The organism is Pseudoalteromonas luteoviolacea (assembly GCF_000814765.1).
GTDB lineage: Bacteria > Pseudomonadota > Gammaproteobacteria > Enterobacterales > Alteromonadaceae > Pseudoalteromonas > Pseudoalteromonas luteoviolacea_H.
Window position 1 is genome coordinate 1251621 of record NZ_JWIC01000007.1, and the last position, 15660, is coordinate 1267280.

Consider the following 15660-nt stretch of genomic DNA (forward strand, 5'->3'; position numbering starts at 1 on the left):
TTATGAAATTAAAATATCTTTCATGTGCAGTGGCTGCAATGGTCACGAGTTCTTCAGCTATGTCATTCACTCAATTGGGCGGGGCTGGCGTGATGCCAATTGGGCATGAGTGGCTAACACGCACCTCTGCATTAGAGCTGATGGGGCAAGATACACGAGTCAGCGATAGCCAAGATCCAAGGTTAAATTGGAATAATGGCTTAGCGAAATCTATTGAGCTAAATGTCGCTCAGCACGAAGTTGAAAGGATCTTATCTAACACCAATGATGATGGGACTTACTGGTCAGGGTATGATGCCATTTTTGCTGCAATTGTTGGCGAACGATGGGTTGATATTGCCGGATTTAATGTGACAAATGCCAGTGCAGATCCAACAGGGCCAAACTGTTTTAATGCCGTTGCGCAAGAGCCCGCAGATTTACAGCAAGATCATTTTATGCGTCGCTATGACGATATAGGTGGTATTGGTGGTGTCAACGCAGCAAAACGTGCGCAAATTCGGTTCATTAATCACTTTGTAAATGCCGCAACTGCTGAGTCTAAAAAGATTAAAGTCTGGGATGGGGGCGGCTATGCCAAAGCTGTTGAAGTTGACCACAACTACTTTTTATTTGGTCGAGCAGTTCATTTATTCCAGGATTCATTTAGCCCTGAGCACACGGTGCGTCTAGCAGTCGATAATTATGAAAAAATTTGGCAAGTTAAGGCATACCTTTGCTCAGAAGGCGCAGAGCAACATACCCATGACACCAAAGAAGCGATTAATTACCAAAGTGGTGACGTGATATGGAAGCCTGAGTCAAGAGGCCAAAGTGGCTGGCAAGCTTATAAGCCCAGTAATATAAAGCCCGTTGCTTTGGTGTCTTTGGAAGCCAGTAAAGATTTATGGGCGGCGTTTATTCGCACTATGTCACTACCGCAAGAAGAGCGAAGAACAAAAGCTCAGCAAGAAGCACAGCAGCTGGTGGATAACTGGTTGTCATTTGAAGAGCAGGCCATGCTCAATTGGTATGAAGATGAAGCAAAGCGTGACCATACATATGTTTTGGCCCCGGGTGAGCAAGGGAAGGGTAAGTCTTTAATCAATTGTATGACTGAACTTAAAGTGGGCACGACAAGTCAACTTGATCGAGTTGCACAATTAGAGGAAGAGCGTAGACACTGCTTATATAATATTGAAGCCGAAGCTGGTTACAATGATGTCAACGACCCCTTAATTAACATGCCATACAATTGGAAGTGGAAATCACTGACATGGAAAACACCACCGTCAGATTGGCAACCAAACCAGCTTAAAGCAGACACGGGTGATGTTGTGCATCTCCATAATGCGAGTAACGGTAAAGCCATTGGTTCACAAAGTGGCGAGCAAAAAAATGCGCTTCTATACGTTGAACATGCAACGCCAATCGATTTTATTTTGGTCAAAGGTGAGGGCGGTGATTCTTATTTTAGAACAAGGAATAACGCTGAACTGTTTTTAAGCTATAAAAACAACTTCACAGGTGATACTAAACTTTGGACGTCGCCCAATAAGGCATCTTTTCATATTGAGCCGTACGGCACGCGTGTAAATTTGAAAAATAATTTTTGGCAGCAATATGTTTGGGCTGATATTGAGTCTGGGCAAGTGCATTTATCTCGTAAAGGTGATGCAAGTCATGAAAATGCGCAATGGTTATTGGTTCAACAATAATTAGTTAGGATGAGCCCAAAGCTGGAGTTACGCTTTGGGCATTTATTCAGTAATAGAGAAATGAGTCACAGTGGCACTGTGGATCTTCTTTGAGTAAATCAGCATGTAAATCTATCTTCCTTTGACTGCGTTCATCCCACACGGTCACGACGTGGTTACGTCTATCTACAATTAAAACTTCGACTGGATGGTCTTGATATTCTAACCATTCACCTTTTTGAATTTCTTCAATATTCATAAAGTTCACTCCAGCACTTGCGAAGCATAGTATTGAGCAGCTTTATTGTATTGCTAACAAGTGAAAATCATTAAAATTTGCAAAGAGTACTATTTGTCACTTTGTTACAAGCTGAATGATTACATTATGTAAAAAAGCGCATTAAGTATTTTAAAGTGTAGTTAATGTAAGAAAAAAGCCCAATATAAAGGTGATCCTCATTGGGCTTTGGTCGTTAGTTTTAGGTATGCCCACCGAATGATGGGCGAAATTTGGGATTAGAAGCTATAAGCAACACTTAACTTAACACTACGCGGCAAAATATAGCGTCCGTTCGCTGCTGCAGGGTTACGTGGGTCCCCCTCAGTTAAACCTTGCTCGTCAGTCAGGTTATCAATAGCGACTTGTACCTGTACTTGTTCCATTGGTTCAAGGGTTAATCCGATATCGATTTTTTCATAGCCATCTAAAACGGCACTGGGTGTGTTTTGAATATCGCTATAACGTGAGTCAACAGCAGAAATCGTGCCGTAAACTGTCGCGAACATGTCACCAAGTTCAAATTCATAACTTGGTGTGATACGTAATTGCCAATCAGGGATACGTTGTGACTTGTTACCCGTAAGTGTTGCGTCTGGACTTTGTGCTACTTCGCTGTTTTGCAAGGTACCATTTAGATTGACACTGAAACCTGAGTCATGATTGTAATTAAAATCTATTTCAATACCATGTGCCTCAGTGGTAAAACGCTGTGCAGGTAAATCTGGACGAATAGAGAATGACTCACCCTTTACTTCATTTGCAAAAAGTGTTGCAAAGAAGTCCATGTTTTCACCCATAAACTTGTAGCCGACTTCACTTTGTGCAACTTCTTTGATCAGTTCATCACCAGCAGAATAGTCATCAAAGTTATCTCTGAAATCGTCAAAATAAGGCATCTTAAAGCCTTTATTGAAACGGACAAACACACCACTTTGCTCATCTAGTTTGTAATCAGTGCCGATTGTCCATGAGGTTTTGCGCGCGCTGTAGTCAACCGATTTTGTGATCACGCCATCAAGGCCTTCATCAACGGTGTAGTCAACCTGGTGGCGCTCATTACGAAGGCCTAAGTCAATCGTTAAATTGTCAGTAGCGGCGTAGCTATGTGTGGTATAAAAAGCAAGTGTTGTGGCATCACCGTTACTGTTGATGTCGTAGTTAAATCCACAGCCTTCAAGCGAGTCATTACAGGCGATGCCTGTCAGCATTTCGCCGCCTTGCTCTAAGACATGGTAGGCGGTGTTGCCTAGGCTCCACCAATCTTTCGCTGAGGTAGTTGCGGTGTAAATACCAAAGGCGCTGTTAATTTCGCCAAAATCTTTGCTGAGCGCTAAGTCGTTGGTGAAGGCTTCGATATCTTTAAGTACCACCCAACGGCCATAGTCCTGAACACGTGTGTCGGCACCATACTCTTTACCCGTTGCCACGCCTGTTGCGCTTACGCCGTTATCAGCAACTTCGGATAAGTTCATGGCATTGCCTGCAGGCACAAGACCATAAGTATTTGCTTTACCTTGAGTTAAACTAAAGCGGTCGATAAAGTGCCAGTCATTACCAAGCTCCAATGAGATGCTACCACCAGAGACATGTCCGTCCCAGCCTCGACCTTCAGCTAAATCAATGTCCACTTTACCATTACCAGCAGAAATAGTCGCTTGGCGGTTCAGTGTACCTAGTTGAGTGTATTTTGCATCGATACCCGCCTCATTCAGTGGCGTAGGTAGATACCATGCGCCGGTGTCGTCAGTTTGGCGAGTGTAAACGTTGATTTCACCATTCTCTAATTCTTTGGTTAGTTTTATGGTGAATTGATGACCTTTTTCAGAGGTAAAACCTGCGTCACGGATCCCCGATGAGCGTTTGATATAGCCGCCTACCATATAATATAGGTCTTCGCTCACTTCTCCACTTATCACACCATCGATACGTTGTAAGCCATAGTCTGAGGTGGTGTATTTAAAGGTGCCTTCCGTATCTGCTTGACCACGTTTAAGTCGGAAGTTGGTTGTTAACCCCGGTTGTCCATTTGACAATACAGGGTTTGGGCCGCCCCTAAGTCCTTCCATCATTGAAATGGTTTCATCGATACGGAAAATAGACGAATTTTCTAAAAATGATAGCGTTGGAGCAGGGTAAACCGGCGAACCATCCAGACTGACAGTTAAAAAAGGTGCATCACCACTTGATGTGAACCCGCGTACATTAATATTGGCTCCTGATTCGCCACCCGAGCTTTCTACCCAAACCCCTGGTATGGCTTTGAATAAGTCAGCTGTACTTTTTGGCGCAAGTCGCTCAATTAAAGATTCATCCACGTTGGTAACGGCGTATGCGGCATCCACTTTACGGATCCCCATACCGCCAGGGGTACCAGAAATAACAATGGTTTCTACCTTGTCTTTGGCTTTATTTTGTTGCTCAGCGTTGGCTACATTTGAATATGTAATTGCGGCCATAACCGCTGCTGCAAGTGCAGAATACTTCTTGCCTAGGTTCACAGGAGCTGCTCCCTTGGTTGTGTCATATGTGTTGTCATAATGGCCAACTTACGCGTTGGCATCGCTTTTCGCCGCATACCTAAACGAAATTAATGATTCATTCAGTATATTTTTAATTGGTTTCTACTGGGCGTTATTTTAAAATAGATCTTTATGCAAACGTTTGCAATAGGGCTGCGATATTTTTTTACTTACAGTTTACCTAATGCTGCATGTCCATGCTTTTTTATAACCTGTGGCGTTAAGGCGGAGATAATAAAAACAATAGGTTAATAAAAAGTGTGTCTTAAATGAAAATATCTGAGGAGAAGAGTTGTTCACTGTAGATGAAACTTCTCGGTTAGTTTAATCTAGAAGCATGAAGGTTACAGGGTATTAAAGCCCATTGAGTCATGCTCAAGCATTGCAAAGTGCTTTATGAAGTAGTGAATAAGCTATGCACCAAAAAAAATTAAAACTGGCTGATCTGGCTAAGTTGGCTGGAGTGTCAACCTCGACGGCGTCGCGGGCGCTCAATGACAATCCATTAATTAAACAAGAAACGCGTGAGCGGATCCAGCAGTTAGCTAAAGAACATAATTTTAGCTTAAACGCCGCTGCAAGTCGGTTACGGTTACAAAAAACAAAGGTTATCGCGGTTTTAATAAACCTTGATTCGGAAACGGAGCAATCGATTGATGATCCATTTTTACTTAAAGTGGTGAGTGATATCAACCTTGCAGTGAACCGACAAGGCTATGAGTTACTGTTATCAAACTCGTTTATGGCGGGCGATGATTGGCATGGTTACTTTATAGATGGACGTCGTGCTGACGGTGTCATTGTTGTAGGTCAAGGCAAACAGCAGGCGCTGATAGAAAGCGCATCCAAAGCCGGTATGCCTTTGGTGGTGTGGGGTGACCCCAAAACGGAGGCGGATTATGTGATAGTAGGCAGTGATAATTACCTCGGAGGTAAACTAGCGGCAGATCATTTGATTTCGAGAGGCTGTAAAGCACCTTTGTTTTTGGGAGAACCTGAGCATGCTGAAATTGGTGAACGGTACAGCGGCTTTTGTGCAGCGATAGCAAGCAAAGGCATTGAAGAGGAGTGCCAATTATTGAAAATTGATATCACCAGTCAAGCGGCTTACGACGCGATAAACCTTAAGTTACGTAGTGATGGGCTTGATTTTGATGGTATTTTTGCCTGTAGTGATATGGTCGCTTTAGGCGCGATGAAAGCACTAAAAGAACGATATGTCAGCATTCCAAACGACGTACATATTGTCGGTTTTGATGATATCGCGATGGCAGATGTTAGCTTTCCCTCTTTGACCACAATTAGGCAGGATACTAAACAAGCAGGCGAGCTTTTGGTAAACAAGCTATTGGCGCAACTTGACGGTGAGCAGGTGGTATCCAGCCAGTTGGCTATTAAACTCGTTGAACGCCAATCAAGTTAGCGTGTTGGTGCCAATTAAGTGTGAAAATCAAGATAAAAGCGGCTTAAAATGATTAACAGCTATTATTAAATTTTAAAATGCAAACGATTGCATTGTTCGCGCATGAGCGCTAGACTGAATTAAACTTACAGTATTTACGAGTCTTTCAATGCACAATATGCGAACTATTTTGGCTATGGGAGCCTGTTACTTTTTATTTGCAATCTTGCTCAATAGCGTTGGCACTGTGATTTTGCAAGCTATCAATACTTTTGGCGTTTCCAAAGCGCAAGCCGCATCGCTAGAAGGGTTTAAAGATTTACCGATAGCGATTGTGTCTTTTTTAGTCGCTTCATTTATTCCTCGGGTAGGCTACAAGCTGGCATTATTAGGTGGCTTATCTCTGGTTACTGTGATGTGCATGATCACGCCAATCGCAGGTAGCTTTTGGGCGCTTAAAGCGTTATTTGCTGCTGTTGGCTGTGCATTTGCGATTGTTAAAGTCTCCGTTTATGCCCTAATCGGTCAAGTCACTGACTCAACAAAATCTCATTCTAGTTTATTAAATACCATTGAAGGTGTATTCATGGTGGGGGTGCTCAGTGGGTACTGGGTATTTGCCGCCTTTTTGAGTGAAGATATTACCTCACATAATTGGTTGAACGTATATTACCTGCTTAGTGCACTATCTATTGCCACAATGTGTTTGGTTTGGTTTGCCAAAATCGAAAAGCCGGCAGAGCAAGCACTTGAATCTGGCAGTGCTAAAAATGACTTCTTAGACATGTTGCGATTAACTTACCAGCCTCTGGTGTTGGTGTTTGTGATCAGTGCATTTTTATATGTGTTGATTGAGCAAGGTGTCGGCACTTGGCTACCTACCTTTAATAATCAAGTACTCAACCTACCCGTTGATGTCAGTGTGCAGCTGAGCAGTATTTTTGCGGCCAGTTTGGCCATTGGCCGTTTGGCAGCAGGTCAAATTTTGAAAAAAGTAGATTGGTACTTATTTTTGAACCTATGCCTTTTAGGTATGGCTATTCTGGTTTTATTGACTTTACCTATGACCAAAGACTTGCCACAAAACCAAATCACAAGTGTATTTGATGCGCCTGTAGCCGCGTATTTAATGCCATTACTTGGACTATTGATGGCACCAATTTATCCAGTGATTAACTCAATTATGCTGAGTAGTCTTGAGAAGCATCGCCATGCTGCGATGACAGGCTTAATTGTGGTCTTTTCAGCACTCGGTGGTACGACTGGTTCATTAATTACAGGCTTTGTATTTGAGTATATGAGCGGTCAACATGCCTTCTATATGTCATTAATTCCAATGGCTATCATCACGATTACCTTATTTTTATTTAAAAAGCGTGCTCAACAAGTAGCGTGCTCGTCAGCAGTTTAAGTCGAGGAAGAAGAATGAAGTTTGAGCACAGCCGCTTATTTAAGGACGTTCAATTGTCGGGGATTTTCAATGATAGCAAAACGTTTGCTGATGCGATCCCAAAGCAATCATGGCAAGCCGTTTGTGACTTTTATGAGGAGTTGCAGCCTAAAGATTTGGCTGAGTTTGTAGACGTTCATTTTGAGTTTGCACAGGCACCTGAGCTGGATGCATTAGATGATGTTAGCTCTGTACAAGACTATATCGAGCAGCTTTGGGGCAGGCTAACAAGGCAGGTTTGCGATCAAAATACGAGCTCTTTACTAAGCTTGCCCAAGCCGTATGTTGTTCCAGGTGGTCGGTTTAATGAAATCTATTATTGGGATAGCTATTTTACAGCGCTTGGTTTGATGGACTCTGGCCGAGAAGCGCTTGTTGAGCATATGCTCGATAACTTTTGCAGTTTGATAGGCTCATTAGGTCACGTACCAAATGGAAATCGTAGCTATTATGCGACGCGCTCTCAGCCTCCGGTGACGGCTTTAATGGTCGATTTGCTATGGGATAAAAAAAGTTCTGACAAACAGTGGCTGAAAAAAGTAACGACTGCATTACGCCGCGAATATGATTTTTGGATGAAAGGGCAAGGGGAGCTTTCTGCAAAAAATAACACGCACGCTCGTGTTGTGATGATGCCTTGTGGTGGTTTGCTGAATCGTTATTGGGATAATGAAGCGTTGCCTAGGCCTGAATCTTACCGAGAGGATTTGGAAGACGCAAAACACCTAACGGCACAGCAGAAACTTTCATTTTATCGAAATATACGTGCGGCTTGTGAGTCTGGTTGGGACTTTAGTAGTCGCTGGTTGAGAGATCCAAGTGATTTAAAAACCATTGCTACAACAGAAATGGTGCCGATCGACTTAAATGCTTTGATATATTTTTTAGAGTTACAATTAGCTCGATGCTATCTTGCTTTAAGCTATCATGCTGAATATAAAAAATTGGATAAAAGATCAAAATCGCGCGCTGATCTAATAGAACAGTATATGTGGGATGAGCAGGCAAGCTGGTATGTTGATTATGATATCGCTAACAAGTGTCAGCGAGAAGTGCAGACGATGGCTGGCGCCACGGCATTATTTTTCAACTTGGTAAAAGATGATGGCCATGCGTTGCGTATGTCGAAGAAAATTATGTCTGAGTTTTGCAAAGTAGGTGGACTTGTCACGACGCTCACTGAGACTCTTCAGCAATGGGACAGTCCAAATGGTTGGGCACCATTACAGTGGTTTGGTGTTAAAGGGCTTTTAAATTATGGTTTTGAACAGGAAGCAAAGCTGATTGGCACAAGGTGGCTTCATACACTTGAGTCGAATTTTGCCATCAACCAATGCCTGTTAGAAAAATACAATGTCATCGAGTTGAACAAAAAAGCACAAGGGGGCGAATATATCGTACAACAAGGCTTTGGTTGGACAAACGGCGTCGCTTGTCGGTTGTACAAGTTGTTCCCAGATAAGTAGTTTTATCTACTCTTAGAGGTTGGCCGTTTTATGTGCTTTCCTCTGAGGGTTGTTTTATCAAGTGCTATGCACTCCCTTGACCCCTCTACCATTTCACAACACTTACTAGAATGGCTGCAATGTAGTAGCACTTTTAATCTTTTTGAGGAAAAATTAAGGCAGGTTAAACTCTGAGTCTGATTAGGGATTGAAAAGAAAAAAGCGCCTTAAAAAAGGCGCTTTGGCTCACAATCAAGAGACATACACGTTATACTCGGGAGTATTAGTGTGCGTGTTCGCCTCCTTTTTCAATACCTAACCAAACTAAACGTTCTGGTGTAAAATCTAGCTCAATTTCAACTTTTACTTCAGCTGTTTCAAGGTCATAGCCAATGACATGCTGTGCAGTTGAATCCGTTACGTAAGCAATGTTTTCAGCGCCAGAGAATGCAATGCTAAATACAGTACCTTCAGGGATTGCTGACAACTCATGCTCATGTACTTTAACTGAGTGTGCAATTTCCCAATGATGCTCATCACCTTCGGCGTGTTGTTCGAAAATTGTTAAGACACCGGCTGTGTCTAATACAGCTGCATGAGAGCCGTCATAATTGAAGTTACCACCAGCAAATCTGTGGCTTTCTGTGACTGACCATTCAATCTTTTCGATTTCGCCATGTTCAGCATCAACAACGACAAGCTCAGTACCTGCAACACCAATAAATTGGTGGCTACTTTCATGTCCAATTAAGTAACCGATGCGCTGGTTTTCAACAAAGCTTTCTGGGTTTGCAATTTTAGAAGCGACAAACTCTCCATTTTCTTCAGCGATAACGACAACACCGTCACCACAGGCAAAAGACACATGCTCGTGGTTTTGCGCACTACCATGCAGCGCTGGACAAGTGACATCGAATACTTTTTCTTGGTCAAAGTGGCCGTCATGTTTGTGATAAACACCAATTTGTGTAGGCAGTGTAGACTCAGTTTGTGGATCGCGAATTGTACTGAATGTGTACTCGCCGCGAGACTGAGCTGCGCCGTGCATGTTTGTTTCGTAGTGAATTTCAGCGACTTTGTCTTTATCACCGCCAAGATAAGCTTCAGAGAAAACAACGACTTCTGCATTAACAGCATCATCGCCACTGCCATCGAAGAAAATCGCAGTGCTGTGCTCGCCGTTAGTAACGTGCGCAGGTTTTACATGGTCAAAAGCAACATCGCTTAATGTAGGTGCTTCTTCATAAGGATGCATGTGGTCGCCATGATCCTCTTGCCAAATACCACCGTCTACAAATTCGACACGACCTTGCTCGGATTGAACTAAAATAGCGTAGCGGCTGTTTTCAGTTGCATATACTCTGCTTGCATAGTTACTAGAAGCAAGTTCACCTGCGACTTCTTTGTGCTCAATATCTAGAACATGTACAGAGTTTGACTCTGGAGAAGTTACCAATAAACGACCAGCCTCACCAACTGAGTCGTGATCATGGTCATGTCCATCATGCGCGTGGTCGTCATGGCCTTTGTCTTGCTCAACAGGTTCTACGACTGGAGCATGTTCAATAATAGTTGTTTCTGTGTCACCACAAGCTGCTAGCAATGCTGTTGCAACTGCAACGGAGAGTAATTTGTGTGTGTGTTTCATATTTCTTTCAATTATTAGAGTATTTAAGTTGCAGGAAATGGGTAAATACGCCTGCTTTTATAATGTTATAAAATAACAATTTGAGATTATGTTATACTATAACGTTGCTGTTGTGCAAGGCGCAATTGGCACTAATTTGAAAATTAGTCCCTAAAAGTGGATCTATGAGTATGTCGATTAAGGCAATTAACTTTGACTACTTAAAAGTGAGTCGATTTATAAGTTATCGATGTGATGTGTTTGCAAGGAACGCGTGAAAGAAGAGGTGAAGGCGGAGAGCCTGATCACACTTATTCTGATAAAAATATGACTCTAACGGCAATGGCGATAAAAACGATAAGAACCAGAATTATTTCTATTTTGTGTACTAGCGATTTTGTTTTTTGGTTTTTCTTTTCATTTTTGTAGGCCATTTTATACTCCTCATTAGGGTGGCGTTTTTCATAGGCAGCATTGGCTTTTTTGGCAAATTCGGAGCGTTTTTTTGGGCTTAAGTTTTGGTTCATCGCGTCTTGATAATCGACCACTTTACCCTTTGACACTCTCGCTCTGGGTGCGCTACACATAATTACCTCGGTTCGTTAGCTCCACGGCAATAACGTGCAATCATGCTCTGCCGAGTGAACTCCTCGCTACGACTTTTTAATTATAGTACTTTTAGATTGCCCTGTCGTTTATATTTTCTAAATAAATAAGATTTATGTCCGATAATATAGGTAAGAGACTAAAACTTAAAGTTTAGAATATAGCTGTTTTGAGGCGAAACAAGGAATGAGCAGTATTGGGAGAACGCCTATGTATAAAAGTATCATCCATATCTTATCAACCGCTGTTCTGGTGACTCTGTTGCTTGGGTGTGATGGCGTGAGTGAAAATCCAAAGCAGGCTTTCCATCAAGTCAGTGAAGTGCCAATAGATCTTGGTGTGTTTTCATCACATGCCGACCTAGTTGCTTTCGTGGCTCAAGGCACATTGAACATTGCAAAGACCGATGGCAGTGGTGTTTTGGCTCAGTTTAAATTGAACGAGACCAAGGTAACAGATATTGCAATATCACAAGACAATCGGCTGTTAGCCGCAAGCTTCACAACGTATGTGGTGGTCTGGGATCTCGTCGACAAGGTGAGGTTAGGCCAATTCGATGTTTCAGGAGAGTCAGAATTTGCTAAAACGTCAAAGATAGCCATTTACGCAAACCCAATGCAGCTGTTAGTGGGGATGACTGATGGCACCATCAGTGTGATTGACTTTGAAAATAAACTGACTAAGCGAATTAAGTATCATGATGCCAGAGTGAGCTTTCTCGAATTAGGTACGCAGCGACAACTCATACTCAGTGCAGGACATGATGGTGTAGTGAATATTTTAAATGCGAGCACATTGCAGCCAACATTCGAGCACCGACTGTCAAAACGTGTGACGAGTGTCGCCTATAATTTATCGCAAAATCTACTTTTTGCATCTGATGCGCTCAATGAGCAAATAATCCTCAGGCCTTTCTCATCAGAGCGGGCGTTAATTAAGCTTGCTTATCGCGAGCGATTCAGGTGGTTTCGCGCTGCTGCATTTAGTCCTGATGGTCAATACTTAGCAACTGGGTCTAGTAAGTCTTGGTGGACATTGTGGGATGTAAATACGGGGCAAGAAATTGACGCTTATGGCATTCAAGCGGCAACTTCTACGGCATTGATCGTTGATATGCACATCAATAGAGAGCGTAAACTGGTCACATTGAATAGCGATGGGATTATTGAATATTGGGATATCAATATCTTAAAAAATTTGACTAGGTAGTGGCGTAGACTTTGCTTATTTTGCCTACAAATCTTGCTGCTCACTGGGCTGTATCAAAGAGAGCAGACAATACACTGTACAAAAAAGTAAAAGGCTATACTATTTGCACAGATTATTTATTGCCCTTTAACTTAGAGAGCTAGAGCCATGTTGTTTAGACTAATCCCATTTCTTTTAATGCTGTTTTTAACAGGTTGTGAGGATGAAATCTTATTGAGTAAAGGCACCATCAGTCAACTTGGAGATAAGGGCGTGCTTATCGGCCATTTTTCACAAGATGGCAGTAAGTTAGTTACTATAGATAGCACAAATACTCTAACAGTCTGGGATAGCAAATCGATGACCGAGTTGTTTTCGGTTCCGAAGGATAAAATGCCTGAATTATCTCGGGATGTTGTGTTGTCAAAAGATAATAACATGTTGATTGTTGTCGGTGATAATCAGCTTCAATTTTGGTCTTTGTCAACAGAAAAGCTAGTGACTAAAGTGAGCTTTACAGGGGTAAGTGGGTATGCGCATATCACCTCGGTCTCTTTGTCACCTTTTATGGATAAAATAATCGTGGCCATGTCAGATGGCACGGTTAATATGGCTCATCTGCATACTCAGGTGAATAATCAGTTTGCCCCCCATAGCCGACCAGTCATGCATGTTGAATGGGATGATAAAGGGGAGTTGTTTTTAACTGCTGCGCAAGACGGAAAATTAGCACTTTGGCAATTTGGTTCACCAGAGCCAGTCTTTACCAAAGAGTTTAACCACCGAGTTACGAGCTTAGCGGTGCGAAAAGACTTCTCTGAGTTTTTTGTATCGGATGCGTTAGACAATCAGGTTATTGCATCGCTCATTGATGGAGCAGATAAAAGTGAACTTAAGTACATGGCGCGTTTTAAGGTATTTCGCAAGGCGTTATTTATTGAGAAAAGCCGTCTATTGGCAACCTCTTCATCTAAATCTCAGCTGACAATATGGGATACGCAAAGTGGTAATGAGTTAGGTACATGGCAGATTAATACGGTGAGTTCAGGTGCGACGATTGTTGATATGTATGCACCGACTAAAGAAAAGCTGGTGACTTTAAGTAGCGATGGATTGTTGGAAGAGTGGGCATTAAATATGTTGGCCAACAGAAAGTGACTTAAATCTCCCACTGGGTTGACGTTTAAATTTATGTAATTTAGGTACGGTAAAATGAACAGATGGATTTTGTTTTTACTAATTTATTCTGGTTGTGTGGCGTCAATGTCAACACAGCTTGATGTAAATCAGTGTGATAGGTATGCCTCGGAGCTGGTGTTTCTGCAAAACAACAGCAATTTGACAGGCTCAGAGCAAGCTCGTATCACACGATTGCTAGAGCGGGTAGCGCATTATTGCCAATCGCCTTCAGACATTGAGCGCACATCTGCTGAAATACATGCACGTCAGCCAGTATATGGAATCAGTCAGTTTAAAGACCCCAAGGTATACCAACAATGGCAGGCCTTTTTTCAAAAGCCCATTATATGTCATCACGGTGAGCAGAACTTTCAAAGTGCGGTTAAATGCGCGGAGCAAGTTGCCAAACAAAGGCAAGCTTTTGAAGCCCAGTTGGCCAAAAAGAATCGACAAAATGAACATAATAGGCGAACTCGGATTGTTACGACGACGCCTGTTATGTCTGAATCAGTTGCTTCTGTGAATACAATCGATCCAGCTCAATATAAAACTCGTCATTCTCCCTCCTTAGATATTAATCAAGAACCTGAGCACTTTGCACGATTTGGGTTTTGGCTAAGCATTGTTTTATGCGGTTATGTTTTAATTGAGCTTGGAAAACGCGCTTTTAATCATACCTCCTGTGCGTCATATAAAACCAAAAAAAGAGGTTTTAGACGTACTTACGATGCGCTTAGCAGCAAACTAGATAAAAAAAGTATATTATTGTTCCACGTAGTATGAGCCCGCTCTTGCAAGAATTAGATATTGATGGGGTGGTACTGTCACCGTTTGGCATTTTTACATGTGTGTGCATACATCATGAAGGGGACATTGAGGCCAATATAAGTGGTGAAATGTGGCACGCAAGCAAAGAGGGGAGTTCACAGTTTTTCTTAAATCCATTGAATGCATCAAAAATACGTGCAAGTAAACTTGCCGATTGCATTGGTGCGAGCTGCGGCGTAAGGGACATTGTGACATTTAATAATGGTGTGCGCTTTTATCCTGGACGGCCCGCAAATTGTTTTGATAATTCGCAGGTCCCCATTGAAGTCATGCGTTACACACAATGCATATTCAGTCACGAACAACTGCGTTACTTCGAGCAAGGTTTGTACGCTGCAAGCCATGGGCTGAACCAATCACGACAAACAGCAAGTTAGATCATGCTTTTAGATGAAAAAAATAGTCTATTTATTTGCTAAATATTGTGATTTTTGATGCGTCTGAAATGAAATAGAGTTACAATTATCGTCCTTTATCATAAGGCACCCTCTAATTTATAGTTACAAAGGTTTCTCAAGTTTCGAATGACCGATCTTACAACTCATGAGGCTTCTCGGAAGCGCCTACTTATTGCGCTTGCATTAACTTGCACGTTTATGGTTATCCAGGTTATTGGTGCATACTTTGCCAATTCCTTAGCCGTGCTGGCTGACGCCGGGCACTTATTTGTACATAACAGTTCTTTGCTTATCGCATTGATAGCATCAAGCATTGCTGTAAAACTGGCAAAAAACTTTAACGAAGGCTACAAAAAAGCAGAATACACTGGTGGACTCATTAACGGCGTATTATATGTCTCTATCGCTGTTATTATTCTATTAGAAGCGACGGAGCGCATTGAATTGCACTCTCAAGGTCACATTCATGAAGTGAATACATTTGTAATGTCTACCATTGCTGGTGTTGGATTTTTATTTCATGGGGTAGCTGCTTGGGTGTTATACAAAGGCCGTAAAGACAGCATCAATGTGTATGCCGTATTTTTACATTCCTTCTTTGATTTATTATCCACAATTTCTACCTTTATCGCAGGTATTCTCATTCATTTAACTGGCTGGAATATTATTGACGTTCTTTCAAGTATGTTAATTTCGAGTTTTGTGTTATTCACGGGTTTTAAAGTGATTAAATCTTGCTTGACCGGGCTACTAAGCAAAGATAGCGCGTTACCTAATGTGAATAAGCTTGAGCAGGCGATTGTGGATACAGAGCATGTTGAAAGCGTGCACAATGTGACGGTATCTAACACAGACGATGAATTAATTGTCGGTGCGCATATTGTATTAAAGCACCATTGTACTATTGAAATGCATGATGATGCATGTCGTTATCAAGTTGAAGCCCGCTTAAAACAGCTATTTTCAGTAGAAAAGTGTGTGCTTCAAATAGAAAGTCACGATTGTCCCCACCATTAAACTTGGCAAATAACCAGCTTTCCTTTATTTTTTAATAGAATATAA

The 15660-nt window shown here is 42.0% G+C and carries 13 protein-coding genes; 9 read left to right on the forward strand and 4 right to left on the reverse strand.

Annotated features, from left to right (window positions below):
• The first annotated feature begins 2 nt into the window (after positions 1-2).
• The gene (locus JF50_RS19540) at positions 3-1697 is read left to right on the forward strand and encodes a hemolysin D (RefSeq protein ID WP_039610261.1); all 1695 of its coding nucleotides are present in this window, start codon (positions 3-5) and stop codon (positions 1695-1697) included.
• Positions 1698-1743: 46 nt separating this feature from the next.
• Here JF50_RS19540 and JF50_RS19545 read toward each other — a convergent pair whose 3' ends face one another.
• Both JF50_RS19545 and JF50_RS19550 read right to left on the reverse strand, forming a co-directional pair.
• The gene (locus JF50_RS19545) at positions 1744-1935 is read right to left on the reverse strand and encodes a hypothetical protein (protein ID WP_039610262.1); all 192 of its coding nucleotides are present in this window, start codon (positions 1933-1935) and stop codon (positions 1744-1746) included.
• A 257-nt stretch (positions 1936-2192) separates the two neighbouring features.
• A complete protein-coding gene (locus tag JF50_RS19550; protein WP_052262533.1) occupies positions 2193-4412 on the reverse strand; it encodes a TonB-dependent receptor in 2220 nt (739 codons plus the stop codon).
• A gap of 478 nt (positions 4413-4890) precedes the next feature.
• On the opposite strand from JF50_RS19550, the gene JF50_RS19555 reads away from it, so the two are divergent.
• The 3 genes from JF50_RS19555 (at position 4891) to JF50_RS19565 (ending at position 8793) form a co-directional block, all read left to right on the forward strand.
• A complete protein-coding gene (locus JF50_RS19555; protein ID WP_039610264.1) occupies positions 4891-5898 on the forward strand; it encodes a LacI family DNA-binding transcriptional regulator in 1008 nt (335 codons plus the stop codon).
• A 148-nt stretch (positions 5899-6046) separates the two neighbouring features.
• Positions 6047-7288 carry an MFS transporter gene (locus tag JF50_RS19560; protein WP_039610265.1) on the forward strand — a complete coding sequence of 414 codons (1242 nt, stop codon included), beginning with the start codon at positions 6047-6049 and terminating at the stop codon, positions 7286-7288.
• A 14-nt stretch (positions 7289-7302) separates the two neighbouring features.
• Positions 7303-8793: a trehalase family glycosidase gene (locus JF50_RS19565; protein WP_039610936.1), complete on the forward strand. Its 1491-nt coding sequence runs from the start codon at positions 7303-7305 to the stop codon at positions 8791-8793.
• A gap of 262 nt (positions 8794-9055) precedes the next feature.
• Here JF50_RS19565 and JF50_RS19570 read toward each other — a convergent pair whose 3' ends face one another.
• The gene (locus JF50_RS19570) at positions 9056-10420 is read right to left on the reverse strand and encodes a hypothetical protein (RefSeq protein ID WP_039610266.1); all 1365 of its coding nucleotides are present in this window, start codon (positions 10418-10420) and stop codon (positions 9056-9058) included.
• A gap of 290 nt (positions 10421-10710) precedes the next feature.
• Complete coding sequence (locus tag JF50_RS19575) at positions 10711-10947, reverse strand: hypothetical protein (RefSeq protein ID WP_152614556.1); 237 nt, start codon at positions 10945-10947, stop codon at positions 10711-10713.
• 268 nt (positions 10948-11215) lie between these two features.
• On the opposite strand from JF50_RS19575, the gene JF50_RS19580 reads away from it, so the two are divergent.
• From JF50_RS19580 to JF50_RS19600, 5 genes are all read left to right on the forward strand, one after another.
• Positions 11216-12214 (forward strand): WD40 repeat domain-containing protein, encoded by a 999-nt coding sequence (locus JF50_RS19580; RefSeq protein WP_039610268.1) that lies wholly within the window; start codon positions 11216-11218, stop codon positions 12212-12214.
• Positions 12215-12361: 147 nt separating this feature from the next.
• Positions 12362-13351, forward strand: a complete 990-nt coding sequence (locus JF50_RS19585) for a WD40 repeat domain-containing protein (protein ID WP_039610937.1) — start codon at positions 12362-12364, stop codon at positions 13349-13351.
• A 54-nt stretch (positions 13352-13405) separates the two neighbouring features.
• Complete coding sequence (locus JF50_RS19590) at positions 13406-14155, forward strand: hypothetical protein (RefSeq protein WP_039610938.1); 750 nt, start codon at positions 13406-13408, stop codon at positions 14153-14155.
• 8 nt (positions 14156-14163) lie between these two features.
• Positions 14164-14577 (forward strand): hypothetical protein, encoded by a 414-nt coding sequence (locus JF50_RS19595; RefSeq protein ID WP_152614599.1) that lies wholly within the window; start codon positions 14164-14166, stop codon positions 14575-14577.
• Between the two features lie 147 nt (positions 14578-14724).
• Positions 14725-15615 carry a cation diffusion facilitator family transporter gene (locus JF50_RS19600; protein WP_039610270.1) on the forward strand — a complete coding sequence of 297 codons (891 nt, stop codon included), beginning with the start codon at positions 14725-14727 and terminating at the stop codon, positions 15613-15615.
• The last annotated feature ends 45 nt before the right edge of the window (positions 15616-15660 follow it).

What these genes read in the sequence shown, in the direction of transcription:
- JF50_RS19560 (WP_039610265.1), top strand. Translation starts at nt 6,047, where the DNA reads ATGCACAATATGCGAACTATTTTGGCTATGGGAGCCTGTTACTTTTTA.
- JF50_RS19545 (WP_039610262.1), bottom strand. Translation starts at nt 1,935, where the DNA reads ATGAATATTGAAGAAATTCAAAAAGGTGAATGGTTAGAATATCAAGAC.
- JF50_RS19565 (WP_039610936.1), top strand. Translation starts at nt 7,303, where the DNA reads ATGAAGTTTGAGCACAGCCGCTTATTTAAGGACGTTCAATTGTCGGGG.
- JF50_RS19550 (WP_052262533.1), bottom strand. Translation starts at nt 4,412, where the DNA reads ATGGCCGCAATTACATATTCAAATGTAGCCAACGCTGAGCAACAAAAT.
- JF50_RS19540 (WP_039610261.1), top strand. Translation starts at nt 3, where the DNA reads ATGAAATTAAAATATCTTTCATGTGCAGTGGCTGCAATGGTCACGAGT.
- JF50_RS19600 (WP_039610270.1), top strand. Translation starts at nt 14,725, where the DNA reads ATGACCGATCTTACAACTCATGAGGCTTCTCGGAAGCGCCTACTTATT.
- JF50_RS19590 (WP_039610938.1), top strand. Translation starts at nt 13,406, where the DNA reads ATGAACAGATGGATTTTGTTTTTACTAATTTATTCTGGTTGTGTGGCG.
- JF50_RS19570 (WP_039610266.1), bottom strand. Translation starts at nt 10,420, where the DNA reads ATGAAACACACACACAAATTACTCTCCGTTGCAGTTGCAACAGCATTG.
- JF50_RS19555 (WP_039610264.1), top strand. Translation starts at nt 4,891, where the DNA reads ATGCACCAAAAAAAATTAAAACTGGCTGATCTGGCTAAGTTGGCTGGA.
- JF50_RS19585 (WP_039610937.1), top strand. Translation starts at nt 12,362, where the DNA reads ATGTTGTTTAGACTAATCCCATTTCTTTTAATGCTGTTTTTAACAGGT.
- JF50_RS19580 (WP_039610268.1), top strand. Translation starts at nt 11,216, where the DNA reads ATGTATAAAAGTATCATCCATATCTTATCAACCGCTGTTCTGGTGACT.